Source organism: Pantoea sp. Taur, from assembly GCF_009830025.1.
GTDB classification, from domain to species: Bacteria; Pseudomonadota; Gammaproteobacteria; order Enterobacterales; family Enterobacteriaceae; genus Pantoea; species Pantoea communis.
In genome coordinates this window covers 1-24,313 of the sequence record NZ_SZZZ01000026.1, presented here as the reverse complement: position 1 = coordinate 24,313, position 24,313 = coordinate 1, and the positions used below count along the sequence as shown (strand labels likewise).

Genomic DNA, 24,313 nt, shown 5'->3' with positions numbered 1-24,313 from the left:
TGGCTATTGGTAATTCACCGTCACTTCACTGCTCACCACTCGCAATCCCGGCGGTAACGCGCCCTTCCCCTGAAAACCGAACGCCAGATGCAGCGTCTCGTCAGCCGGAATATTCGCCAGGCTACGCGTTGAACCACTGCCGCCCTCAATCTCTACGCAACGCTGAGTCGCACACAAACGCACGATCAGCCCCGAGGGGGCTGGACGGCTCAACTGGTAACGCCAGTTCACCACCGTAATAGTGCCCACTGCGGGCGAAGGTGCTTTTAAAGCTGGCGTCGTGTGCCAGTTGCCGCGCACGCCGAGGCTCGGACCACTGGCACTGTCATGCCAGGATCCTGCTGCATCCACATAGAGCGGTAGCGCCATCATCGGCAACATCATTAAAGTCCAACACCAACGGCGCATCGGTTATTTGCCCCCAATGGTGGCGGTCATACGGATCTGGCGATTGTCGGTCAGCTCCATATTTGACAGCACCACCAACTGTGGCAGATTGCGGCGCAGGAAGCGCGCCAGCAAGGCACGCAGCGGATGGTTCACCAGCAGCACCGGTGGTGCACCCGTCATCTCTTGCTGTTGCAATGCACCCTGCGTCTGCACTAACAGACGATCGGCCAGACCGGGCTCCAGCCCGCCGCCGCCCTGCAAGGCCTGCAGTAGCAGGCGTTCTAAGGTGGCATCCAGTCCAATCACCTGTACTTCGCCGTTACCCGGGAACCACTGCTGAGTAATCGCACGGCCCAGCGCCACACGCACCACGCTGGTCAGCTCTTGCGGATCGGTCTGGACCGGCGCATGTTCCGCCAGGGTTTCGATGATGGTGCGCATATCGCGGATCGAAACACGCTCAATTAACAGGTTCTGCAGCACTTTGTGCAGGGTGGTCAGGGTGATAACGCCCGGCACCAGATCTTCCGTCAGCTTCGGCATCTCCTGGGTCACGCGATCCAGCAGCTGTTGCGCTTCCTGACGACCAAACAGTTCACTGGCGTATTGCCCAATCAGGTGGTTCAGATGCGTTGCCACCACGGTACTGGCTTCTACCACGGTAAAGCCCTGAATCTGCGCCTGCTCTTTCAGCGCACTATCGATCCAGATTGCCGCTAAACCGAAGGCAGGATCGACGGTCGGTTCACCCGGCAAAGAACCGGCTGCAGTACCAGGGTTGATCGCCATCCAGCGCCCAGGATAGGCATCACCGCTGCCAATTTCCACGCCTTTCATCAGGATGCGGTAACGCGCAGGCGGCAACTCCATGTTGTCACGGATGTGCACCACCGGCGGCAGGAAGCCCACCTCCTGTGCGACTTTTTTACGGATACTGCGGATGCGACCCAGCAGCTCACCGTTTTGCAAATGGTCAACCATGGGAATCAGGCGATAACCCACTTCGAGACCCAGCGAATCTTCCAGCTGCACGTCTTTCCAGGAAGCTTCCACCGTGGCGGGTGTCTCCTGCGTTTTGACCAGACTAGAAGGTTCCGAGGTAGTCTTCGGTTTCATCTCTCGACCGCGCAGCCACCAGGCCAGACCGAGCAACGCGGCGGTAAACAGCAGGAAGACAAAGTTGGGCATACCCGGCACCAGGCCGAGCAGACCGATAACACCACCACTCAGCATCAACACGCGCGGATTGCTAAACAGCTGGGAGACCATCTGATCGCCCACATCCTGATCGGTGCTGACGCGTGTCACGATAACACCCGCAGCGGTGGAGATGACCAGCGCCGGGATCTGTGCCACCAATCCATCACCGATGGTCAGCAGTGTATAGGTTTCACCTGCGTGCCCCAGATCCATGCCGTGCTGCACCACGCCCACCAGCAGACCGCCGATGACGTTAATCACCATAATCAAAATACCGGCGATGGCGTCACCACGTACGAACTTACTCGCACCGTCCATTGAGCCGTAGAAATCGGCTTCCTGGGTCACTTCGCTACGACGACGTTTGGCTTCCTCTTCCCCGATTAAACCGGCGTTAAGGTCAGCATCGATCGCCATCTGCTTACCGGGCATTCCATCCAGCACAAAACGCGCGCCCACTTCGGCGATACGTCCGGCACCTTTGGTGATAACCATAAAGTTGATGATAACGAGGATGATGAACACCACGATACCGATGGCAAAGTTACCGCCCACGAGGAAGTGGCCGAACGCTTCAACCACGCGTCCGGCGGCATCGGCACCCGTATGGCCCTCGAGCAGGATAATACGGGTTGAGGCGACGTTCAGCGCCAGGCGCAGCAACGTTGAGAACAGCAGAATGGTCGGGAATGCCGCGAATTCCAGCGTACGCTGAGTAAACATTGCCACCAACAACACCATGATCGATAAGGCAATGTTAAAGGTGAACAGCAGGTCGAGAATGAAGGCAGGTAACGGCAGCACCATCATCGACAGGATCAACATGATCAGTATCGGTCCAGCCAGCACCTTCCACTGCGTGTCTTTAAAGTTGCCCGGTAAACGCAGCTTTTCGGCCAGATTAGCCATCGTTTCTGTTCTCTCCTGCAAAGTCCATGTCTGCCGGAACCGGCAGCTGTTTTGGTTTGGTTGGGATCAAGCCACCTTCGCGTTTCCAGCGACGCAGTTGCCATACCCAGGCCAGCACTTCCGCCACGGCACCGTAAAGCGCGCCGGGGATGAACTGACCAATTTCCGTGTGTCGATACAGCGCACGCGCCAGCGGCGGTGCTTCTAAAATCGGAATGCGATGTTCTTTTGCCAGCTCACGAATTTTTAGCGCAATATCCCCGGCCCCTTTCGCAATCACCTTTGGCGCGCTCATCTTGCCTTCCTGATACTGCAACGCCACCGAGTAGTGCGTTGGGTTGGTGACGATAACGTCGGCTTTCGGTACATCTGCCATCATGCGACGACGGGCCGCCGCACGCATCGCCTGACGAATGCGCCCTTTGACGTGCGGGTCACCTTCGTTTTGTTTGTGTTCGTCGCGGATTTCCTGGCGGGACATTTTCAGCTTTTTGAAATGGCTGTAGAGCTGCCAGAACACGTCGAAACCGACCATGGGCACCAGGCCCAGCATGATCAACGCACAGCTAATGGCGATCATGGTTAAACCGTGATGGAGCGCGTTGATGGGTGATTCACTGATTAACCGCAGCATCTCCTGCCAGTGCGACCAGATGTACCAGCCACCCACCAGACCCACCAGCACCGCCTTCAAAATGGCTTTTAGCAGTTCCGCCCAGGTCTGTGAGGAAACCATGCGTTTAAGACCACTCAACGGATTCAGCTTGTTGAAATCCAGCTTGATCGATTTACCGCTGATATTGATCCCACCCAGCAGCATCGGTGCAGCTATCGCCACAATCACCAGGCCTGCCATCAACGGCAGCAGCGCCATCACCGCCTGACCAATCAGATTGCTGATGTGGGCGATGATCATCTTGTCATCGGTCACCATGGCATGATCGAAACGAAAACCAGTGGCCAACATACTGGCCAGCTGTTCAGCCATCAGTTCACCGCCGAGCCACAGGATCAGCAATCCCGCCAGCAGCATCAGTACCGATGTCAGCTCGCGCGATCGCGGAATCTGCCCCTCTTCTCGCGCCTTCTCTAGTCGGTGCGCCGTGGGCGATTCTGTTTTGTCCTCGTCGCTCTCTTCAGCCACGACATACCTCAGCTGGCAGGAATTCTAAGGCATAGGATGCCAAAACCCGCCAAGGCTAAAGCGTGGATTAAGGGGGGAAAATACGAGTTTATTTAGCCATAAGTGAAATTGCGATGTTGCAGCACAAGCCCGCTCCTCATGCGCGTCCCACCGTTACGCACCAGGCTACTTTAGCCAATCAGGAGAAACTGAATGCCGCATGCTGCTGCTTATACGAACCTGAATAAGGAATAAAAAAAGGCGTCCTCCCGCACGTGATGAAAACATGGGGCCGGACGCCTTTATCCAAAGCACTCACTTTATCGCCATTAACGAAGCAAATGCGCAATGTCTCTTTGCTATAGCAAAGCCTGTGCCAGATAATTATCACTTTAAATTCAATCTCTCAGCGAAGCTAACTTACTAACCATCATTTACCTTGCACAGAGATGACGCAGAATAAGCACAAAACTTGTGCAACCTCCTCCTCCGGGTTAAGGCTTTAGTGTTATTGCCCATACCCTGAAGTTTGGTCACAACACCGTAAGTAAAAAAAGTATGAGTCTTAAGCAAAAGCTGTGCCGTACTGACTTTAGATAGGGCGGAAATGTGCACGGAAATTCCGAAAGTAAGAAAATTGTTTACCTGCGCAATCTTTTTTTAACCTTAAGGAAAGATTAAGAACACTTACCAATGACAAGACATCTTTCTACGGCACTTCGGCTTTATCGCCTGCGTCACACACTTACACGAGTAAATAAGTAAATTCAGCTTATCTATCACTAAAGGCACAGGTTTTTTATCCCCCTGATATGCGCTATTTTCGCCCGGTAGCACGGGTTTTCTCGCTATGCAATGGATTGAATTCTCAAAAGTCTTAGGTAGACTGAGCACAGTACTATCTTTCTGTAATCTGACTGTTTTTTGATGGCTTTCCCGCTGCATACTCTGCCCGCCTTAAATGCGTGTGCCACATATTAATCTGCAGCTAATCTGATGAAATTTGAGGTTCATGGTGAATAAGAGTCTGTTGCTCACTCTGCTGGCAGTATTGACGTTGGCGGGTTGTAAAGCGCCACCACCGCCGATGACTGATGACACCCTGGTCACCAGTGAGGTAAATGGCGTCAAGCTGGTTCACCGTCATGCGGTGGCAGCGCCAGGCGAATTCACGCCGGTTAATGAGAGTTTCCGCGCACTGTATGCGGCGTCGGTGATGACCACGCCAGATTATGGCGGCAAGGTCGTTCGTTATCTCGATAACGCTAAGCCATTTGAAGTACTAGGACGTGTCGAACACAGTTGGTTAGCGGTTGCCGATGAACCCAATGGACAGCTGATTGGTTACATCCCGCCGAAAGCCGGGGTTGAAAGTAGCCGTTATGACGCTACCCTGCGTAGCGACCGTCCACGTCCCCGCCGTACTAAACAGGTCTGCGTGGCCGTTGGCGGAGCCAGCAAGGCTTGCCGCACCAACGATACCGCGACCTGGATCCTAGACTGATAATGCAATATGGCGCAGATTGTCCACAGCAAGGTCGCACTCTGTGGACGCTCCGTAGCGCCATTGCCAGGAAAAAAGATATTTAATGACCCAGGATTCTGTTGTCCGCGATGGCATTGTCGCGGGCAACGATAACCTTTTGCTTAATGCCGCAGCACCGATATTGAATGCCGTTGTCCGTATACGGCAGGCTGCTACGCATGACGATCCCGCCGGTTTACGCCAGTTACTCATTGAAGAGATCCGCCAATTCGAACATCGCTGCAAGCAAGCCGGTTTGCCGTTTGAGATGATTATTGGTGCGCGCTACTGCTTATGCAGCGTACTGGATGAAGCCGCCGCACAAACTCCATGGGGTACGCGCGGTGTGTGGTCAGGGAACGGCATGCTGGTCACTTTCCATAATGAAAGCTGGGGCGGCGAAAAAGTGTTTCAGCTACTTTCCCGCGTCTCGCAAAGCCCGCAGCAACACCTGTGGTTGCTGGAGCTGATTCATTACTGTCTGCTGCTGGGCTATGAAGGACGTTATCGCGGCAGCGATGCTGGCCGTGCACAGTGTGAAGGGATTCGTAAACGTCTCGCTCAACTGATCCAGGAAACGCGCCCGTCGACCACGAACCCGGCCGTGCCGCTGGTGGAAGTGCATCCCCTGGTCAGTCGCTTAACCCGTCCGATGGTGCCGCTATGGGCCTGTGCGATGTTAGCGGCCCTGATTGCCTGCCTGATTTACAGCGGCCTGAACTGGCGACTGGGCAATGCGGCCGAGCCGCTGCTGCGCGCCATCTATCAAACACCGCTGCCACAAATTATGCCCGGCCGTCGCCCTACCTCACCGCAGGCATTGCTGGATTTGCATCAGCGTTTGAATGATGTGATCGCCGCCGGTCAACTTGAAGTCAGCGATGGCGCCTTTGGCAGTAAAGTGATCATTCCTGCCGATAAACTCTTCTCCCCTGACGGTACCGTGGTCAATCAGGTTGGTCGCGCGCTGTTGGCGCACGTTGCCAGCGCCATGAAAACCGTTAAAGGCACGGTACTGGTGTCGGTGTATACCGATAACAGCCCGGTGGATGGGCGTTTTGCCTCAAGCTATGAATTTTCCTTTGCGCGCGCACGCGCCGTGACCCAGTTGCTAAACCCGCAACTGGCGGAAGGGCACAGTGTGAAAGCGGAAGGCCGCGGCGACAGTAATCCTCTGCTGCCAAATGACAGCAATGAAAACCGCGCGCGCAACCGCCGTGTGGAAATCACCCTGTTTGCCGCACCGGAAACCCTTGGCAATCATCCGGGAGGTGAGTGATGCGCGCATCGCTGCAACATTTGTTAACCCACCGCCTGCTGTGGAGCCTGATTGGAGTCACGGCCTTAAGCTGTGTGCTGTGGATGCTCGGCCCGCTCTGGACCTGGGGAGACACGCGCCCGCTTGAGCCGGTGTTTCCTCGTCAGCTGCTGGTCGGTTTGCTGTTCTTCTGCTGGGTGCTGTTCCAATTTATCCCCGCGATTTGGCGTGGCTGGTTCAACAGTAAACTCCTCAACCGTTTGCAGGAGATGAGTCACGAAGAGCTGTCCGATCGTCAGGCCACTGATACGCTGCTGGCTCAGCGCTTCAGTGAAGCAGCGCTGCGCCTGAAACGCACACAGTTTGGTCGACGTCATCAACAGAACTGGCTGGCCCGCTTTCAGAGCCACTATCTCTACCAGCTGCCCTGGTATGTGATGATTGGGGCGCCCGGCGCGGGCAAAACCACCGCCCTGCTCAATGCCGGACTGGAGTTTCCGCTCACCGATAGCCTCGGCAAAGCGGCGATTCGCGGCGTCGGCGGCACGCGTCACTGCGACTGGTGGTTTACCGACAGCGCGGTGTTGATCGATACAGCAGGGCGATATGCCCTGCAGGAGAGCCAGCGTGCACGCGACGGCGCTGAGTGGCAGAGTTTCATCAACCTGTTAAAACGCTATCGCACCCGCCAGCCGATCAACGGCGTGATCATGACCATCAGCGTGGCTGATCTGCTCACCGATTCCGCGGAAGCGCGTCACGCACAGGCCAGCGCGTTACGTAGCCGCATGCAGGAGTTACACCAGCAAACCGGTATCCATTTCCCGGTGTATGTGATGGTGACCAAGACTGATCTGCTGAAAGGGTTTTTAAGCTTTAACGAAGGCCTGAGCAAACCGCAGCGCGACGCCATCTGGGGATTCACCTTCCCCTGGGAACCGGGCAAACCGCACAAAGATGACTGGCATAACAGTTTTAGCCAGCAATATCAGCGTTTGGAACAGCGCCTGCAGCAGCAACTACCCACGGTGATGGCGAATGAACGCGATCTCACCCTGCGTGCTGACTGTTTCCTGTTCCCACAGGAGTTCAGCTCGTTAAGGCCGTTGCTGAATGAGTACCTGGATGTGGTGTTCTCGCGCCATGAGGATGAGATTGCCTGGTCAGCGCGCGGCTTATTCTTTACCAGCGGGACTCAGGAAGGCTTACCGTTTGATCGCATCATGGGCGAACTCAACCGTAAGCTTCAATTGCCACATACCGGTGAAAGTAGCCTCGCCACCTGGGATAGCGTCACCCGTAATAACCCCATCCCCGGCAATAAAGGCCAGAGTTTCTTTATCCGCGACCTGCTGAGCGATCTGGTGTTCCGCGAAAGTGGCTTAGCGGGCAGTAACCGCCATTGGGAGTACCGCAACCGCCTGTTCCACTGGATTGGCTACGGTGCGCTCACTGGCGCATTGCTTTTGCTCTCCGGTTTATGGCTGGCCAGCTATGTCCAGAACCAGCAATATCTTAACCAGGTCGCTGAGCGTATTGAGCCAATGACTCGTCAGAGTCAGCAGGTGATTCATCAGCCAGCCGATAATATCTTTGATCTGCTACCCTTCTTAAATAACCTGGTGAAGCTGCCGTTGTCGGAGCGCTTTTCCCTCGACAATCCACCGCTTAGCATGCGCGTGGGTCTCTATCGTGGCAACCAGGTAAGCGATGCGGCATGGGTGCTTTATCAAAATGCGCTTAAGTCTCTACTGTTACCGCGCGTGGCCCAGCAAATCACCAATTTGCTGCGTGATGACCCCGGTAACGACAATGAATACAGCCGCAATGCGCTGCGTGCCTATCAGATGTTGTATCAACCGCGCAATTATGACGGCGAATTCCTGCGTGCCTGGCTGATGCAGAATCTTCAACGCAATCTGCCAGATGATGTCAGCGCCCGGGATTTGCAGCAACTTGACTGGCATCTTAGCCAGCTTCTGGATCAGCAGATTCAGTCGTCGCCTTATGCGCGAGATAACGCACTAATGATGCGCAAGCTTGCAGAAAATCTGAAAATTGCCGGTGCGAATGGCAGTTCGCTGGCGATTGCACCACAGCGGGTTTCGCAGCGATTGACCGGACACAGTGAGTAATGGTGAGGTAACCATGGCGACGCACACCGCGCCGGGTTGGTACGGCAAATTACCGGCCACCGGCGATTTCCTGCGCCAGCGCCTGAGTGAGAATACCGTGACGCCCTGGAGCCATTGGTTTCAACAGGGGCTCATGCACTGGCATCAGCAACCCGATGCCTCCACTCAGCTGTTTCTGCGCGCACCTGTCTGGAATTTTGTTCTGCCGCTGTCGCCGCTACGTCAGCAGGTGCAGATGGGCTGCCTGCTGCCTTCGTGCGATCGCGTGGGGCGCAGCTGGCCGCTGCTGGCTTTGCGAAGTTTTCCGCTCAGCCACTGGCACAGCGCTCAGCTGGCCATGTCGGGCGACTGGTTTCAGGAGTTGGGGACGCTGCTACTGCGCGGCGTGCGTGACCGGCTGAACCCGGATGCGCTGGAGCAGCAGATGCAACGCGTCACGCCGCTGATGGTCCCGGATAATCAGCGCAGCGATATTATGGATGTGATTGGTTTTGATGATCTGCCCTGCACGCTGAGCTGGCGTGAAGTGGCTGATAAATTTGATCCCCAGCAGCATATTAGCTACTGGTGGAGTAATCGCAGTGACGGTTTTGCCCACGCCACACACAAACACAGTGGGCCGCTCACCGCGCAACTTTTTGCGTTACTGTTTAACCCGGCGGCAGGTGCACAGCCGGGACGCAACGGCCTCTATCCACCCATGTTTGAATGAGCCGCAGCGTTTTCCTTGTTAACAGGATGACTCATGCAATTTACCATTGTGCAGTGCAATACGGATGTGCCAGCAAAGACGGTTGCTTTTAAACCGCCTGGGGGAACCATTGGCCGCAGTCAGGATAACGATCTGGTACTGCCTGACGAATCGCGCGCCATTTCACGCTTGCAGGCGCTGGTGCATATCTCGCCGGAAGGTGAGTGCCGCCTGACCAATCAGGGCAGCGTGACCTCGGTGGTATTGAACGGCGTGGCGCTACAGCGCGGTTCACAAGTGCAATTACAGCATGGTGATGCACTGCAAATCGGCGATTATGGCCTTGAGGTGCGCGATCCTGCCTGCCAGAGCACCCAGCATGATGACCCGCTCACGTTCTTCGCGGACAGCGCTGCCGATCCTCTCGGTATGCAGCAGGCATTCGACAGGGTGCCGGAACCCACTGCGGCGCGTCCGGAGCGCCTGACTGACCCACGCCTGGGTATTGATCCACAAAGTGATGCCCCTTCGGCTCCCGCCACGTTGCCGCATGCAGATCAGGACAAGCTGCTGGCCGCGCTGCTGGAGGGCATGGGATTGAACAATGGCCATCACACGACGATCACCGAAGAGCAGATGCGCGTGACCGGCCGCATGCTGAGCCTGTTCTCGCAAGGCACTGTTGCCCTGCTCTCTTCCCGTTCGATCCTCAAGCGCGGCGTGAAAGCCGATATGACGATGATCCTCAATGAGGCCAACAATCCGTTTAAAATTTTGCCTTCGGGTAAAACGGTATTGATGCAGATTTATCAGAGCCAGATGCCCGGTTTTATGCCGCCAGAAGCGGCAGTGCGCGATGCACTGGTGGATTTGCAGGCGCATCAGCTGGGTATGATCGCTGGCATACGCGCGATCATCGCGGCGATGCTGCAATCCTTCAATCCGCAACGGCTGGAAGAGGAAGCACGTAAAGATGGCGTGTTGCCTAAGCTACCGTTTAACGGCGGGCGTAAAGCGGCCTTGTGGGATTACTTTTCACGCCACTATCAGCGCACTGCCGGTGAAATTGAAGATGACTTCCATACCCTGTTTGGTGAAGCGTTCCTGCATGCGTATGACATGGAAGTGAATCAATATAAAGATTCCCAGACTCGGACCGAAGACGCATGAAAATGATGTTTGCCAGCCGTTGCCAGCAGGGAATGCGCGATGAAAACCAGGATCGCACCGGAGCCGAGCTGGATGAGCACAAAGCCTGCTTTCTGGTTTGCGATGGCGTGGCCGGTTTGCCTGGCGGTGATAAAGCGGCGCAAATCGTGCGGGATACGCTGCTGACCCAGTTACACAACAGCCCGACGTTCACGCCCGAGAGCACTCGTGCAGCGATTGAGCACTGCCAGCAGGTGTTGCTTGAGGCGCAGGGAAAAAATCCGAAATATGCTCGCATGAGCACCACGCTGGCCGCGCTGTTTATTGACCGCGAGACACAGCGCGCATGGTGGGCGCATGCTGGTGACAGCCGGGTTTATCACTTCCGTCATGGGGTGTTGAGTCAAGTGACGCGTGACCATAGTCTGGCCCAGCAACTGCGCGAAGCAGGCTATGAAAATACCGGAATTAACAGTAATTTACTCTATAATGCGCTCGGCGTTGAGCCTGCACGTCCAGCCACCTTTAGTGAAGTGATTTCATTGACGGATGGCGATGCGTTTCTCGTCTGCACCGACGGGTTCTGGCTCAATCTGACCACTCACGAGATGGAACAAGCCCTGCGCATGGTCAATGCCTGCGAAGAGTGGCTGACTTTGATGGAACAAGCCGTTAACCGCAGTGTAAAAAGCGACAATCTCAGCGCTCTGGCCATCTGGATTGGCGAACCGCAGGAAGCGACGCTGCTTTATTCCCAGGCTGATGCGGCACGTTTTCTGCCGACACGTTATTGATCCCAAGGACCCTTATGAAAGTGTGGTTGCCGGGCTTAGCGACCCTGTTGCTGGCTCTAAATGCGCAAGCTGATGATTATCGTGTGGTCTATTCGCCGAGTCTGTCGCTTGAAGTCTATATCGATAATGTGGCCAGCAATTCACCCAACGACTGGTGCAAAGAGACCTTGCCGTTGCGTATTGTTTCCGGCAAAAGCACTGATTCCAGCATTCTGACCAGCTTCCTGCCGCGCGTTGGCACGCTGCTGGCGAATCAATGCGGCACGCTGGATGAAATCCCGTGGCAGATGACCAATAAAGACGGCAGCGTGCTGGCCAACGGCAGCGCAGCAAAATTACAGAACTGGCGACCCATCGTGATTAACGATGCGACCGCCAGTGCCAGTGCCAGCAATGCCGCCCCGCTGGATCTTTCACGCCCGGCAGACAGCACCCCATTGCAGCACTTCACCCTACCAGCGGGTTGTCATTTCCGCACCTCCTGGGACGAAAACGGCGACTCGCTATTTATTCCGGATAACCCGCAGCAGCACTGCTCCACGGATGGCTGGCTTGAAGGCCCGAGTGAATTAACGCTGATGAGTGGTGACAAAACCCGCTCGCTGGCGGTGAATTTCTATCAGGGCTATCCCATTGCCAACCTCAAGCTCAGCGGCCCGGCACTGGAAGTGGTGGCGGTGAACAAACAGCGCATGATCGTGACGCGTCCGGACGCCGAAGATAGTTGGTTAGTGCTGCCGTTTGACAGCCAGCAACATGTGTGGCGCTTCACCGGCAATCTGCTGATTAAAATGGATAAGACAGCGGGTCAAGACAGTGACACGGTGAAGAGTCGGGTTGAAACCTTACGCGGCGTTTGGTCGTCGCAGTTTATGCCACAGCAAAAAGTGACTGTGTTACTGATTGACACCCTGCATGCGGATCTTGCCGATCCGGCGATTGGTGCCTGGCGTAACATTAATTAATTAGCGGTCGTCGCCTGACGTCAACAGACTGGCAGGCGCTACAGGACGTGTTCAGAGAGTTCACTATGTCGGCAAACGAAAACCACACACCGAATGCCCTGCCTGCGGGTTACCGGTTTAATGAATTTGAAATCAAGGAAGTGATTGGCGGCGGCGGCTTTGGCATTGTTTACCGTGCCTGGGACCATCAACTGGAACGCACCATCGCCATCAAAGAGTACATGCCGGTTTCACTGGCGGTGCGTGCCGCTGACCTGTCGCTGGAGTTGCGTGGCGAGCGCTTCCAGAAACTGTTCAACGCCGGACGTAACAGCTTCATTCAGGAAGCCCGTTTGCTCGCACGTTTTAATCATCCCGGCCTGCTGCACGTGTTGCGCTTCTGGGAAGAGAATAGCACCGCCTACATGGGCACGCTCTACTACAGCGGAATGACATTGAAAGAGTGGCAGGTCACCAGCCCGGACAGTATCGATGAGTCCTGGATTCGTCGCCTGTTACCGCCGCTGTTTGGCGCAATTAATACCATCCATACCGCCGGTTATCTGCACCGTGATATTTCGCTGGATAACATCCAAATCCAGGAAAATCAGCTGCCGGTGTTACTCGATTTTGGCTCAGCGCGGAAGGAGATCGGCAATCTCTCCGATGAAACCGAGATCATGCTGAAGCCTGGCTTTGCCCCGATTGAGCAATACAGCGAAGAGGGTGAAGTTGAGCAAGGTCCGTGGACCGATATCTATGCGCTTGGCGCGGTGCTGCACAATCTGATTACCGGCCATGCGCCTCCGGTTAGCGTGGTGCGCTGCATCGAGGATAACTATCAGCCACTGATTGAACGCAAGCCAGCAGGCTATTCCCTGCCGCTACTGCATGCCATCGACTGTGCGCTGGCAATGAAACCCGGCGATCGCCCACAAAACATTGATGCGTTTGCCAGCTTGATTGATTTGCCGGTGAGCGATGTTGAAGCACTGGTCACCACCTTCCCGGTGGCGGTTGAAGCTCCAGCTCCAGCGCCTGAACCCGTCGCCGCTTCGGTGCCTGAACCACAGGTAATGGCGGTGAATCATGCAGCGGCGGCGATTGAACCTGTCACGCCACGCAACGTGCGTCGCCTTTCGCCTGGTCTGGTCGCCGCCGCTGCCATTGCCATTCTGGCCGTGGTGGTGGTGGTGTGGAAAACGAATCGCCACAGTGAAACCGCTTCGATAGCCGCGACACCTTCTGCGTCAGCGCCGGTAGCGAGTCAGAGCGCAGCAGCCAGCGCGCCAGGTATGGCAACCGTCTATCTGCGCTTGCAGGAGGGCGAGAAAGTGCTGCTTAACGGCGAAGCGAAGGACGTGAAACCCACCAGCAGTGGCTTTGCTTCACTCAATCTGGCGGCGGGGAGTTATCGAATTGAAGTGCAAAATGGCAGCCAGGTAATGAGCCAATCACTGACCATTGACAAACCCGGAACCTGGCTGATTAATCCGGTTAAACAGTAGTTAACGCGCTGCAGACTGCTGCAGCGCCCTCACCTCAGCGGCCAGACGCGTCAACGCATCTTCCTGCATGCCGCGTTTACCCAACTCCTGTTCGAGGGAGTAGAGATACTGAGCATTGGTGCCCAATGGTCCGCTGGCCTGGGCAATCAACGGTGCGATGGTGCTGCGACAGGAGTCTGCTTCATACAGCGGGTGACGCGGATCCATGATGAATACCAACGCCGTCACTTTGCGAGCATCTTCCAGTTCCAGTTCGCACCAGGTTGGCAGATAACAGCCGGTGATCATCTCGCGCTTCCACAGCAGCTCCAGCTCGTCATGCAGCCGCGCTTCGGGTAAACGGAAAGCCAGACCGCTGGTTGAACCGCCTTCTTTTAGCGCCAGCATACGACCGGGCGTCGATACCGTTCCTCTGCCGGCGGTCAGACGCAGACAGAAAGCACGATGCCAGCCTTCGAGTCGTCCGGAAGCCACTTCTTCCGCCTCAAACACCGGATTCCACATCAGGGAGCCATAGCCAAAAATCCACACCGGGCTTTGGTCAGGGCGACAAGCCAGTGTGGCAGCGAGTGACGCGGCACGCTTTTCACAGCTCCACAGCAGCGCTTCGTCGATATCGCCAAATGATGTTTTACAATCCGCTTTTAACAGAAATTCCCGGGTTAACAATGCGACCTCCTCTACTGCGCTGACATCCTGTCGGTTCGGCTCCTCAAAGATGATGTCTTACAGGCAACACGCGTTGCGTCGACTTAAGAGAAGACATTAATGCATTTTTAACAAAAGTTTCAAGATTGACCCCGATCACAAAGGGGAAATTCTTTGTAAATAGCATCGGCTGCCTGGCAGATAACTTGAACAGAGTGATGACGAAGAAAGCAATGAAATGGCAAACATATACTTTAGTTACACAAGGTTTTTTAAATCCATAAAACTCCGATAAACCGAAATGAAATCAGATTAAAACAGGCATTACTTTATCTTAAAATTACTTTTATCGATTTACAACAAGATGAATAGTCTATGTTATTAGTAGATAATTGCTTCTTTTACTGTATTAGAATCAAAAACCTGACTAAGTAAAGTCGCGTAAAAAGCCTGAAACACAACTGTTGAAAAGTTACACTGCGCTGCGTCAGAAAAGTCATTATATTTATCAGGCACTGATCGCCTGTTTTGTTCTTTTTGCCGGAGAGGATGGTGAATGGCTACACATGAGAAAACCCGACATACCGAGTACTCACTGATTTTCCCGATTGTCGCGCTGACGGTGCTGAGCTTCTTTGGCGGTCAGACGGCATTATTGCCGATTATCGGCATCAACCTGCTGGCGCTGGTCGCCATCCTTTGTAGTGCTTTCAGCGTGGTGCGTCATGCTGACGTGCTGGCACACCGCCTGGGTGAACCCTATGGCTCGCTGATTTTGAGCCTGTCTGTGGTGATTCTGGAGGTCAGTTTGATCTCCGCCTTGATGGCCACCGGCGATGCTGCACCTGCGCTAATGCGTGACACGCTCTACTCCATCATCATGATTGTCACCGGCGGCCTGGTGGGCTTTGCGCTGCTGCTCGGCGGACGTAAATTCGCCACCCAATATGTCAATCTGGCGGGCGTAAAGCAGTACATGATTGCCATCTTTCCGCTGGCGATTCTGGTGCTGGTGTTTCCGAATGCGCTGCCAGGCGGTAACTTCACTACGGCTCAGGCGTTGATGATTGCCGCGATCTCCGCTGCCATGTACGGCGTGTTCCTGCTGATTCAGACCAAAACGCATCAGAGCCTGTTTGTTTATGAGCATGAGGATGACGGTGACGATGGCGATCCGCATCATGGTAAGCCTTCTGCGCATAGCTCACTGTGGCACACGGTATGGTTGATCATTCATCTGATCGCGGTGATCAGCGTGACCAAGATGAACGCCAACACGCTGGAGCATCTGCTGACGGAACTGAATGCACCTGAGCAGTTCACCGGCTTTCTGGTGGCGTTGCTGATTCTGTCGCCGGAAGGGTTAGGGGCCATCAAAGCGGTGTTAATGAACCAGGTACAGCGTGCGATGAACCTATTCTTTGGTTCGGTATTAGCCACCATCTCTCTGACGGTGCCGGCGGTCAGCATCATCGCCACCCTGACCGGTCAGCAGCTGATATTTGGTCTTGAGCCACCACATATGGTGATCATGAGTGCCGCGCTGATTCTGTGCCATATTTCGTTCTCAACCGGGCGTACCAATGTGCTGAACGGCGCCGCGCATCTGGCACTGTTTGCCGGCTATTTACTGACAATTATGCTGTAGCGTCTGACGCTCAGATTCAAAGCAAAAAAAGGCGCCCATCGGCGCCTTTCTTACATCTGGATAACGCAATTAGTTGCTGGTATCCAGTTCCGGGAAGTTCTTCACCAGATCATCAATCGCTTTCATCTGCACCAGGAATGGCTCCAGCTTATCCAGCGGCAGCGCGGATGGACCGTCGCATTTCGCGCTGTTCGGCTCAGGGTGCGCTTCAATAAACAGACCGGCGATACCCACCGCCATACCCGCACGAGCCAGTTCAGCTACCTGCGCGCGACGTCCACCTGAAGCCGCGCCGAACGGATCGCGCGTCTGCAGTGCGTGGGTCACGTCGAAGATCACTGGGCTGTTGTTGGTGACCTTCTTCATCACGTTGAAGCCCAGCATATCGACAACCAGGTTGTCGTAACCGAAATTGCTGCCACGGTCGCACAGGATCACTTTGTCGTTACCGCCTTCCGCGAATTTATCGACAATGTTACCCATCTGGCCTGGGCTCACGAACTGCGGTTTCTTAACATTAATGACTGCACCGGTTTTCGCCATCGCTTCCACCAGATCGGTCTGACGCGCCAGGAACGCAGGCAGCTGAATCACATCAACGACATCCGCCACCGGCTGCGCCTGTGAAGCTTCATGCACATCAGTGATGATTTTCACGCCGAACGCCTGTTTCAGCTCCTGGAAAATCTTCATGCCCTCTTCCAGACCCGGACCACGGTAGGATTTGATGGAAGAGCGGTTAGCTTTGTCAAAAGAGGCTTTGAACACGTAAGGGATACCGAGTTTGTCGGTCACTTTTACATAGTGTTCGCAAATACGCATGGCGAGGTCGCGCGATTCCAGCACGTTCATGCCACCAAAGAGAACAAATGGCAGATCGTTTGCGACCTTGATATCGCCGATATTTACTACTTTCTGAGTCATGCCCTTTCCTTATTGTCGAGATGACGCTTAGTGCAGCGTCACCTGTTTCTGTTCAATTGCGTGAATCTGCACTTTAATCATTTCGCTGACCGGATCTTCTGGACACTGTTCAACGAAGTAGGTCAAATCGGTCAGCGCGATATGTTCACACTCAAGCTGAGCGTAGATTAACCCCCGATCGCGGATTTCATACGGGTCATCGGGATCAATCTGCAGCAGTACCTGGCTGACGTTTAACGCCAGTTCCATCTGCTTCTCTTCCATCAGTGCCGCTTTCAACGTATCCAGCATTTTACGCATCACGTTGATGGTTTTGGCTTCATCCAGATCATCATGGTAGAGCTTCGCGGTCGGGCTGATATTGCCCTTCAGCCACACTTCCAGCGTATGTGTATCCAGCGTTTCGCCGTTGAAAGGGTTGATCAACCACATTTCACCGTCCAGCCAGTCTGCACGCAGAATCAGCTGGGTGGGGAAAATCACCGGGATCAGCGGTAACTCCAGCTCGTCGGCAATGTGTAACAGAATCACCCCCAGCGATACGGCGGTGCCCTGTCGGCTCTTCAACACTTTATCGATCCACAGCGCATCGGACAAATTGTAGACGCCGCTGGCGCCACCAAAGCCCCACTGGCGATAAAACAATTCAAGCAGCTTGCCCAGTTGCAAGTCGGCATCCTGTTCGCTGCTAACGTATTCCCGTGCTTCTTCAACTAATGCCGCCAGCTGTTGCTGAACGGATGGCGCAGAAAAATCATTGCGTATGGCGCAGGTTGCGCCAATCACCGCTTCACTCAACGGTGTTTCACTGTAATCAACTAGCTCTGGCGAGGTCATACTATCCCCAATAACGGCATTTTGGTCATCGCCAGCTTAATCACAAACAGCAGTGCTACGATTGCAATCAGACAAGCGATCCAACGTGTCCCCATCTTGCGTGGGCGACGGCTCAATGCCACGGAACCTAAGGCGATGTAGATAATAACCCCTAACAGCTTCTCCGTCAGCCAGCTTCCTTGCGGTGAGAACGGATAAAAGTGCGTAATCACCACCAGCAATACGCCACTGAGCAATAAAAAGGTGTCATTAATATGCGGCGCAATGCGCACCCAGCGGCGCTGCAGCATTGCCGAACCGGTGGTTAGCCAGTAAAAGCGCAGTAAAAACAGACTGATAGTCAGGGCAACCGTCAGCAGGTGAAAATGTTTAATCAGCGGATACCAGCTTGCCATGGTGCTTCCTTAAATCAAAAAAATTGCCCAAGTGTGACGCGCGGATTGCCGCCGTAATCGTTAATGCTGCTGACTTGCTGATAGCCGTGCTGCGTCATGATCTCGCGCACAGCTTCATCTTGTTGCCAGCCGTGCTCCAGTAACAGCCAACCGCCAGACTGCAACCACTGTGGGGCACGGTGAATAATCAAACGCAAATCAGCCAGCCCCGCCTCGTCGGCCACCAGTGCGCTAAGCGGTTCAAAGCGTACATCGCCCTGCTGCAGATGCTCATCGGCGGCGTCGATATAAGGCGGGTTACTGACGATGACATCGAAACGCTGGGCGGGAATGTCATCGAACCAGTGGCTGAGCTGGAAACGCGCATTGCTGATGTGCAACCGCTGAGCATTCTCTTCCGCCAGCGCCACGGCTGCTGGGATACGGTCGCAGCCCAACACCTGGCAGTCAGGACGCTCACTCGCCAGCGCTAACGCGATAGCTCCGGTGCCCGTGCCAAGATCGAGCAAGGAGTACGGTGTTGCGGGAATACGTAAGAGCGCCTGTTCCACCAGCACTTCGGTATCCGGACGCGGAATTAATGTGGCATCATTGACGCGCAACGGCAGCGACCAAAACTCACGCTCGCCCACCAGATGCGCAATCGGTTCGCCTTTCACCCGACGCGTCAGCAGCGCATCAAGTTCGGCAAGCTGAGTAGCGTCGAGTTCATGATCGTCAAACGCCACCAGCCAGCTGCGTGATTTTCCGATGACAAAACCCAGCAAAATCTCCGCATCCCGTTTCGGGCTGTCTCCGCCACAGAGCGCGACCACTGCGTGCTTGAGCCAGTGGCGAATCATCATCAGTCTTGTCCAGCCAGCGCAGCCAGCTGATCGGCCTGATACTCCTGCACAATCGGCTCGATCAGCGTATCCAGCTTACCTTCCATGGTTTCATCCAGGCGGTACAGCGTCAGGTTGATACGATGATCGGTAACACGACCCTGCGGGAAGTTGTAAGTGCGGTTACGGTCCGAACGGTCGCCGCTGCCCAACAGGTTGCGACGGGTTGAGGCTTCAGCAGCGTTACGCTTGGCGGTTTCGGCGGCATGAATTCGCGCACCCAGTACCGCCAGCGCTTTGGCTTTGTTTTTGTGCTGGGAACGTTCGTCCTGACACTCAACCACAATACCGGTGGGCAAGTGGGTAATACGAATCGCTGAGTCGGTGGTGTTAACGTGCTGACCACCGGCACCTGAGGAGCGGAAGGTATCGATTTTCAGGTCGCCCGCGTTGATTTCCGGCATTTCAGCTTCCGGCAATTCTGGCATCACCGCCACGGTGCAGGCAGAGGTATGAATACGGCCCTGCGATTCGGTTTCCGGGACGCGCTGAACGCGATGACCGCCGGATTCGAATTTCAAACGACCGTAAGCGCCTTCACCATTAATTCGGGCAATCACTTCTTTGTAGCCGCCGTGCTCGCCTTCGTTGGCGCTAATGATCTCGACCTGCCAGCGGCGTGCTTCGGCATAACGGCTGTACATACGGAACAGATCGCCTGCGAAAATTGCCGCTTCATCTCCGCCGGTTCCGGCGCGCACTTCCACAAAGCACGAACGTTCATCATCGGGATCTTTTGGCAGCAGCAGCACCTGAAGCTGTTGTTCCAGCACTTCACGCTTCTCACGCGAAATTTTTAACTCTTCGTTAGCCATTTCACGCATTTCAGGATCGTCGAGCATCATTTCAGCTGTTTCGATATCTTCCTGCACCTGCTGCCAGTCGCGGAAGCAACGGGTCACATCGGTCAACTGTGCATATTCGCGTGATAAGGCGCGAAAACGTTCCTGATCGCCAATGACGCCGGCATCGCCCAGCAACGCTTCAACTTCTTCGTGGCGTTCCTGGAGGGCTTCCAGCTTGGCAACAATAGAGCTCTTCATGTAATAGAGGGTATCCCAGTGATAGGTCGTGACAGACCAGATTACTCTAAACCGAGGCTGTCACGTAAGATCTGCAGGCGTTCGCTGTCGCCATCGCGCGCGGCCTGCTGCAGTGATTTGGTTGGTGCATGAATCAGACGATTGGTCAGCTTGTGCGCAAACTCTTGCAAGACTTTCTCGGCATCCGCGCCCTGACGCAGCGCGGCAATCGCACGCTCCTGCAACTCGGCACGCACGTCGTCAGCCTGTGAACGATATTCGCGAATGGTGTCGCCCGCGCTTTGCGCACGCAGCCACGCCATAAATTCGCCACTTTCCTGCACAACAATGCTTTCGGCCTGGACTGCAGCGGCTTTGCGTTGTGCCATATTCTGCTCGATGATCGCTTGCAGATCATCGACGCTGTACAAATAGGCGTTCGCCAGTTTACCCACTTCAGGTTCAACATCACGCGGTACAGCGATATCCACCAGCAGCATCGGCTGGTTGCGGCGGGCTTTCAACGCGCGTTCTACCATGCCTTTGCCAATAATTGGCAGCGGGCTGGCGGTAGAAGAAATAATGATATCCGCATCGGCCAGACGGGTTTCAATATCGCCCAAACCGATCACTTCGGCACCCACTTCGTCGGCCAGCAGCTGCGCACGCTCGCGGGTGCGGTTAGCAATCATCAACTTCTGCACTTTGTGTTCACGCAGATGACGCGCCACTAACTCGATGGTTTCCCCGGCGCCCACCAGCAACACGTTGACCGTGCTGAGTGATTCGAAGATTTGACGCGCCAGAGAACAGGCGGCGAAGGCGACAGAAACCGCGCTGGCACCGATTTCAGTTTCGGTGCGAACACGTTTAGCGACGGAAAAGGTCTTCTGGAACATGCGCTCCAGCTCGCTGCTTAGCGCATGGTCACGCGAAGAATCAGCATGGGCCTTTTTAACCTGGCCGAGAATTTGCGGTTCGCCCAATACCAGCGAGTCAAGACCGCTGGCAACGCGCATCAGATGGCTGACGGCGGCGTTGTCCTGATGCCAGTAAAGGCTGGCACGGACATCCTCTTCACGCAGATCGTGATACTCGCACAACCAGCGCACCAACCTCTCCTGCAAATCTGTCTGCTGCTCTACGCTGAGATAGAGTTCAGTACGATTACAGGTTGAGAGCACCACACCACTCTGAACCATCGGCTGGGACAACAGGCTATTCAGAGCCTGATCCAGCGTGTCTGGCAGAAACGCAACGCGTTCGCGCAGCGCAACAGGTGCGGTTTTGTGGTTGATTCCGAGAGCAAGCAGCGTCATGGTGATTCGGGTTGGGATGTCCCAATATTTGTCAGGGCTTTGTGAAGCGCATTCTACAAGATGCCACAGATCAAGAAAAGCCATACAAAGGCTATGACTGTAATAAGATTAAACTGATCGTGCGCAATTATCCTTACATCGGCATTGACGGCATAGTATTGGATGGTTAGCGTTATCGGTTACGAAGTAAAAACGTGTCTGAGGAGACGACCACGTGATGCATTTGCCCCCGCGCAAGCTGTTGCGCCTTTTGCCCCTTGCCAGCGTATTGCTGGCTGCTTGTAGCATCAACAAACCACAAGGTACTGGCCCCAGCACCACCTCACCGCAATGGCAGCAGCATCAGCAAGCCGTTGAGAAAATCACCCAATATCAAACGCGTGGCGCTTTTGCCTATCTCTCCGATAAGCAAAAAGTCTATGCGCGCTTTAACTGGCAGCAAACCGCCGCCGATCGCTATCGTCTGTTGTTAACCAATCCGCTGGGCAGTACCGAGTTGCAGCTGGATGCGCAGGGTTCGGTGGTGCAAATTGTCGATAACAAAGGCAAGCGCTATGTGAGCAATGACGCTGAGAAGATGATTTCACAGTTGACCGGCATGGATATTCCGCTGGCGAATCTGCGTCAGTGGATGATGGGTCTGCCGGGTGATGCCACGGATTATCAGCTCAATAGCAGCTATCAGTTGCAGAGTGTGAATTACAGCCGTAATGGCCAGCAGTGGAAAGTGAACATCTCTGATTACGACAGCAAGGTCAATCCACCGCTGCCGGCCAACCTGGAACTGACAGAAGGTGGTCAGCGTATCAAACTGCGCATGGATAGCTGGACCACGCAATGATCACCACCTGGCCTGCTCCGGCAAAACTGAATCTGTTTCTCTACATTACGGGCCGTCGCGCTGACGGCTACCACAATCTGCAAACGCTGTTTCAGTTCCTTGATCACGGCGACACGCTGGAGATCACGCCTGACAGCAGTGGGAACATTACTCTGCTGACGCCGTTAGCGGGCGTCGCCGATGACGATAACCTGATCGTGCGGGCGGCGCGGATGTTACAGCAAGCCGCGGTCGTTCGCGGTACGCTGCCCGAAAACGCGGGTGCGGAGATAGCCCTGGAAAAACGTCTTCCGATGGGCGGCGGTCTGGGCGGAGGCTCTTCGGATGCCGCGACCGTGCTGGTGGCGCTGAACCATTTATGGCAAACCGGGCTTAGCGTGGATGAGTTAGCCACCCTTGGCGTGCAGCTTGGTGCTGATGTTCCGGTGTTCGTGCGTGGGCACGCCGCCTTTGCCGAAGGGGTTGGCGAGGAGATTCAGCCTGCTGAACCTGAAGAAAAATGGTATCTGGTGGCACATCCTGGTATTAGCATCGGCACGCCGGATATCTTTCGCGATCCCGACTTGACGCGCAATTCACCGATACGCACATTAGATGAACTGTTACAGCGTCCTTTTCACAATGATTGTGAAGCTGTGGCAAGAAAACGTTTTCGCGAGGTTGATGCGCTGCTTTCCTGGCTGCTAGAATACGCGCCGTCGCGCCTGACCGGGACCGGATCTTGTGTATTTGCTGAATTTAGCACCGAATCCGCTGCTCGTCAGGTGCTGGAGCTTGCCCCGAAATGGATTTGCGGATTTGTGGCGCGCGGGCTTAATATCTCGCCGTTGCAACGCACCCTTTCCGGGCTCTAAGCGTTTGCGTGACAGTGCCACCCTGTTCCAGGCACTGCACGTGACGCATTAACACACCCGTATGAACGACTTCAAAAGTATTCGCCGGTTACTTTTGAAACGTTCATTCTCTGGACGCCAAGCCTGAGGTTCTTCTCGTGCCTGATATGAAGCTATTTGCTGGTAACGCCACCCCGGAACTAGCACAACGTATTGCCAACCGCCTTTACACTAGCCTCGGAGACGCCGCTGTCGGCCGTTTCAGCGATGGTGAAGTAAGTGTACAGATCAACGAAAATGTACGCGGTGGTGATATTTTCATCATCCAGTCCACCTGTGCCCCCACCAATGATAATCTGATGGAGCTGGTTGTGATGGTCGACGCGTTGCGTCGGGCTTCTGCTGGTCGTATTACTGCTGTTATCCCTTACTTTGGTTATGCCCGTCAGGACCGCCGCGTGCGTTCTGCTCGTGTGCCTATCACCGCCAAAGTGGTTGCCGATTTCCTCTCCAGCGTGGGTGTTGACCGTGTTCTGACGGTTGATTTGCACGCCGAACAGATTCAGGGCTTCTTCGATGTCCCGGTTGATAACGTGTTCGGTAGCCCAATCCTGCTGGAAGATATGCTGCAGATTGGCCTGGAAAACCCGATTGTGGTTTCCCCGGACATCGGCGGCGTCGTGCGTGCGCGTGCTATTGCTAAGCTGCTCAATGACACTGATATGGCTATCATCGATAAACGTCGCCCGCGTGCGAACGTTTCTCAGGTGATGCACATCATCGGTGACGTGGCAGGTCGTGACTGTGTACTGGTCGACGATATGATCGACACCGGCGGTACGCTGTGCAAAGCAGCTGAAGCGTTGAAAGAGCGCGGCGCGAAACGTGTCTTCGCTTATGCGACTCACCCCATCTTCTCTGGTAACGCGGTCGAAAACCTGCGTAAGTCAGTGATCGATCAGGTTATCGTGTGCGACACCATTCCGCTGTCAGACGAGATGAAAGCCCTGCCAATCGTGCGTACCTTAACACTCTCTGGCATGCTGGCCGAAGCGATTCGCCGTATCAGTAACGAAGAGTCCATCTCCGCAATGTTCGAACATTAATACATTGCATGAAACCGGGCCCCGCGCCCTAATGCCGATCAGTTAAGGATCAGTTGAACGATCCAGTGGCTGTGTAAGAATCCGGAAACGCTTCGTTTCCGGATTTTTTTATGCAGCTCAGTCAGGCCCTTGATATCGTCTCTCGTTACGATTCTCTTCGTAATCCTCTGAATACGCTCGCGGATGTTCTTGACCCTGCGCTCATCAGCCGCTGCCTTGAGGAAGCTGGT

The 24,313-nt window shown here is 54.9% G+C and carries 23 protein-coding genes; 13 read left to right on the top strand and 10 right to left on the bottom strand.

Annotation, left to right across the window (positions count from 1 at the left end):
- Positions 1–3: 3 nt before the first annotated feature.
- From FD744_RS23090 to flhB, 3 genes are read right to left on the bottom strand one after another with little or no spacing between them, the layout of a single operon-like run.
- Positions 4–408 carry a flagellar protein FlhE gene (locus tag FD744_RS23090; RefSeq protein WP_097116846.1) on the bottom strand — a complete coding sequence of 135 codons (405 nt, stop codon included), beginning with the start codon at positions 406–408 and terminating at the stop codon, positions 4–6.
- 3 nt (positions 409–411) lie between these two features.
- Positions 412–2,499: a flagellar biosynthesis protein FlhA gene (flhA, locus tag FD744_RS23085; protein WP_058960198.1), complete on the bottom strand. Its 2,088-nt coding sequence runs from the start codon at positions 2,497–2,499 to the stop codon at positions 412–414.
- Entirely contained in the window at positions 2,492–3,643 is a 1,152-nt protein-coding gene (gene flhB, locus FD744_RS23080; RefSeq protein WP_034828621.1) for a flagellar biosynthesis protein FlhB, read from the bottom strand. The genes flhA and flhB overlap by 8 nt, the downstream gene beginning before the upstream one ends.
- A gap of 991 nt (positions 3,644–4,634) precedes the next feature.
- On the opposite strand from flhB, the gene FD744_RS23075 reads away from it, so the two are divergent.
- The 8 genes from FD744_RS23075 to FD744_RS23040 all read left to right on the top strand — a co-directional run bounded on the left by FD744_RS23075 (position 4,635) and on the right by FD744_RS23040 (position 13,626).
- The gene (locus FD744_RS23075; protein WP_176505716.1) at positions 4,635–5,126 is read left to right on the top strand and encodes an SH3 domain-containing protein; all 492 of its coding nucleotides are present in this window, start codon (positions 4,635–4,637) and stop codon (positions 5,124–5,126) included.
- Between the two features lie 85 nt (positions 5,127–5,211).
- Positions 5,212–6,426: a type IVB secretion system protein IcmH/DotU gene (icmH, locus tag FD744_RS23070; protein WP_058960205.1), complete on the top strand. Its 1,215-nt coding sequence runs from the start codon at positions 5,212–5,214 to the stop codon at positions 6,424–6,426.
- Positions 6,426–8,540 (top strand): type VI secretion system membrane subunit TssM, encoded by a 2,115-nt coding sequence (tssM, locus tag FD744_RS23065; protein ID WP_160869619.1) that lies wholly within the window; start codon positions 6,426–6,428, stop codon positions 8,538–8,540. Before icmH ends, tssM begins: the two co-directional genes overlap by 1 nt.
- Positions 8,541–8,553: 13 nt before the next feature.
- Positions 8,554–9,252: a type VI secretion system-associated protein TagF gene (tagF, locus tag FD744_RS23060; protein ID WP_034828605.1), complete on the top strand. Its 699-nt coding sequence runs from the start codon at positions 8,554–8,556 to the stop codon at positions 9,250–9,252.
- Positions 9,253–9,285: 33 nt separating this feature from the next.
- Positions 9,286–10,401 (top strand): type VI secretion system-associated FHA domain protein TagH, encoded by a 1,116-nt coding sequence (gene tagH / locus FD744_RS23055; protein WP_058960208.1) that lies wholly within the window; start codon positions 9,286–9,288, stop codon positions 10,399–10,401.
- Entirely contained in the window at positions 10,398–11,174 is a 777-nt protein-coding gene (locus FD744_RS23050; RefSeq protein ID WP_045816028.1) for a PP2C family serine/threonine-protein phosphatase, read from the top strand. Before tagH ends, FD744_RS23050 begins: the two co-directional genes overlap by 4 nt.
- A gap of 14 nt (positions 11,175–11,188) precedes the next feature.
- Entirely contained in the window at positions 11,189–12,139 is a 951-nt protein-coding gene (locus FD744_RS23045; RefSeq protein WP_160869617.1) for a hypothetical protein, read from the top strand.
- 65 nt (positions 12,140–12,204) lie between these two features.
- Complete coding sequence (locus tag FD744_RS23040) at positions 12,205–13,626, top strand: serine/threonine-protein kinase (RefSeq protein ID WP_160869615.1); 1,422 nt, start codon at positions 12,205–12,207, stop codon at positions 13,624–13,626.
- Here FD744_RS23040 and FD744_RS23035 read toward each other — a convergent pair whose 3' ends face one another.
- On the bottom strand, positions 13,627–14,295 hold the full coding sequence (locus tag FD744_RS23035) for a gamma-glutamylcyclotransferase (protein WP_034824260.1): 669 nt from the start codon (positions 14,293–14,295) through the stop codon (positions 13,627–13,629). It lies immediately after the preceding gene.
- 535 nt (positions 14,296–14,830) lie between these two features.
- On the opposite strand from FD744_RS23035, the gene chaA reads away from it, so the two are divergent.
- The gene (gene chaA / locus FD744_RS23030; protein ID WP_160869613.1) at positions 14,831–15,922 is read left to right on the top strand and encodes a sodium-potassium/proton antiporter ChaA; all 1,092 of its coding nucleotides are present in this window, start codon (positions 14,831–14,833) and stop codon (positions 15,920–15,922) included.
- Between the two features lie 69 nt (positions 15,923–15,991).
- Here the strand turns inward: chaA and kdsA are convergent, their stop codons facing one another.
- Genes kdsA through hemA form a run of 6 tightly spaced genes read right to left on the bottom strand, consistent with a single transcriptional unit; the run spans position 15,992 to position 21,303 of the window.
- Positions 15,992–16,846, bottom strand: a complete 855-nt coding sequence (gene kdsA, locus FD744_RS23025) for a 3-deoxy-8-phosphooctulonate synthase (protein WP_058960213.1) — start codon at positions 16,844–16,846, stop codon at positions 15,992–15,994.
- Between the two features lie 27 nt (positions 16,847–16,873).
- The gene (sirB1, locus tag FD744_RS23020) at positions 16,874–17,683 is read right to left on the bottom strand and encodes an invasion regulator SirB1 (protein ID WP_160869611.1); all 810 of its coding nucleotides are present in this window, start codon (positions 17,681–17,683) and stop codon (positions 16,874–16,876) included.
- Positions 17,680–18,078, bottom strand: a complete 399-nt coding sequence (locus FD744_RS23015) for a SirB2 family protein (RefSeq protein ID WP_097116831.1) — start codon at positions 18,076–18,078, stop codon at positions 17,680–17,682. The genes sirB1 and FD744_RS23015 overlap by 4 nt, the downstream gene beginning before the upstream one ends.
- A gap of 14 nt (positions 18,079–18,092) precedes the next feature.
- On the bottom strand, positions 18,093–18,923 hold the full coding sequence (prmC, locus tag FD744_RS23010) for a peptide chain release factor N(5)-glutamine methyltransferase (protein WP_160869609.1): 831 nt from the start codon (positions 18,921–18,923) through the stop codon (positions 18,093–18,095).
- Positions 18,923–20,005 (bottom strand): peptide chain release factor 1, encoded by a 1,083-nt coding sequence (gene prfA / locus FD744_RS23005; protein WP_034824272.1) that lies wholly within the window; start codon positions 20,003–20,005, stop codon positions 18,923–18,925. The genes prmC and prfA overlap by 1 nt, the downstream gene beginning before the upstream one ends.
- Before the next feature lie 41 nt (positions 20,006–20,046).
- Positions 20,047–21,303: a glutamyl-tRNA reductase gene (gene hemA, locus FD744_RS23000; RefSeq protein ID WP_160869607.1), complete on the bottom strand. Its 1,257-nt coding sequence runs from the start codon at positions 21,301–21,303 to the stop codon at positions 20,047–20,049.
- 217 nt (positions 21,304–21,520) lie between these two features.
- Between hemA and lolB the strand changes: the two genes are divergently transcribed.
- The 4 genes from lolB to FD744_RS25695 form a co-directional block, all read left to right on the top strand.
- Entirely contained in the window at positions 21,521–22,144 is a 624-nt protein-coding gene (gene lolB, locus FD744_RS22995; RefSeq protein ID WP_160869639.1) for a lipoprotein insertase outer membrane protein LolB, read from the top strand.
- On the top strand, positions 22,144–22,998 hold the full coding sequence (ispE, locus tag FD744_RS22990; protein WP_160869637.1) for a 4-(cytidine 5'-diphospho)-2-C-methyl-D-erythritol kinase: 855 nt from the start codon (positions 22,144–22,146) through the stop codon (positions 22,996–22,998). Before lolB ends, ispE begins: the two co-directional genes overlap by 1 nt.
- Positions 22,999–23,135: 137 nt before the next feature.
- On the top strand, positions 23,136–24,083 hold the full coding sequence (gene prs, locus FD744_RS22985) for a ribose-phosphate diphosphokinase (protein ID WP_034824282.1): 948 nt from the start codon (positions 23,136–23,138) through the stop codon (positions 24,081–24,083).
- A gap of 110 nt (positions 24,084–24,193) precedes the next feature.
- The coding region (locus tag FD744_RS25695; RefSeq protein ID WP_237449367.1) for a hypothetical protein at positions 24,194–24,313 on the top strand (120 nt) is incomplete at its 3' end.

Bases quoted from the DNA above. Each gene is read 5' to 3' on its own strand.
- prfA (WP_034824272.1), bottom strand. From the start codon at position 20,005: ATGAAGAGCTCTATTGTTGCCAAGCTGGAAGCCCTCCAGGAACGCCAC.
- lolB (WP_160869639.1), top strand. From the start codon at position 21,521: ATGCATTTGCCCCCGCGCAAGCTGTTGCGCCTTTTGCCCCTTGCCAGC.
- tagH (WP_058960208.1), top strand. From the start codon at position 9,286: ATGCAATTTACCATTGTGCAGTGCAATACGGATGTGCCAGCAAAGACG.
- tagF (WP_034828605.1), top strand. From the start codon at position 8,554: ATGGCGACGCACACCGCGCCGGGTTGGTACGGCAAATTACCGGCCACC.
- FD744_RS23075 (WP_176505716.1), top strand. From the start codon at position 4,635: ATGGTGAATAAGAGTCTGTTGCTCACTCTGCTGGCAGTATTGACGTTG.
- hemA (WP_160869607.1), bottom strand. From the start codon at position 21,303: ATGACGCTGCTTGCTCTCGGAATCAACCACAAAACCGCACCTGTTGCG.
- icmH (WP_058960205.1), top strand. From the start codon at position 5,212: ATGACCCAGGATTCTGTTGTCCGCGATGGCATTGTCGCGGGCAACGAT.
- FD744_RS23045 (WP_160869617.1), top strand. From the start codon at position 11,189: ATGAAAGTGTGGTTGCCGGGCTTAGCGACCCTGTTGCTGGCTCTAAAT.
- FD744_RS23040 (WP_160869615.1), top strand. From the start codon at position 12,205: ATGTCGGCAAACGAAAACCACACACCGAATGCCCTGCCTGCGGGTTAC.
- FD744_RS23050 (WP_045816028.1), top strand. From the start codon at position 10,398: ATGAAAATGATGTTTGCCAGCCGTTGCCAGCAGGGAATGCGCGATGAA.
- FD744_RS23090 (WP_097116846.1), bottom strand. From the start codon at position 408: ATGCGCCGTTGGTGTTGGACTTTAATGATGTTGCCGATGATGGCGCTA.
- tssM (WP_160869619.1), top strand. From the start codon at position 6,426: ATGCGCGCATCGCTGCAACATTTGTTAACCCACCGCCTGCTGTGGAGC.
- chaA (WP_160869613.1), top strand. From the start codon at position 14,831: ATGGCTACACATGAGAAAACCCGACATACCGAGTACTCACTGATTTTC.
- FD744_RS23015 (WP_097116831.1), bottom strand. From the start codon at position 18,078: ATGGCAAGCTGGTATCCGCTGATTAAACATTTTCACCTGCTGACGGTT.
- flhA (WP_058960198.1), bottom strand. From the start codon at position 2,499: ATGGCTAATCTGGCCGAAAAGCTGCGTTTACCGGGCAACTTTAAAGAC.
- kdsA (WP_058960213.1), bottom strand. From the start codon at position 16,846: ATGACTCAGAAAGTAGTAAATATCGGCGATATCAAGGTCGCAAACGAT.
- prmC (WP_160869609.1), bottom strand. From the start codon at position 18,923: ATGATGATTCGCCACTGGCTCAAGCACGCAGTGGTCGCGCTCTGTGGC.
- sirB1 (WP_160869611.1), bottom strand. From the start codon at position 17,683: ATGACCTCGCCAGAGCTAGTTGATTACAGTGAAACACCGTTGAGTGAA.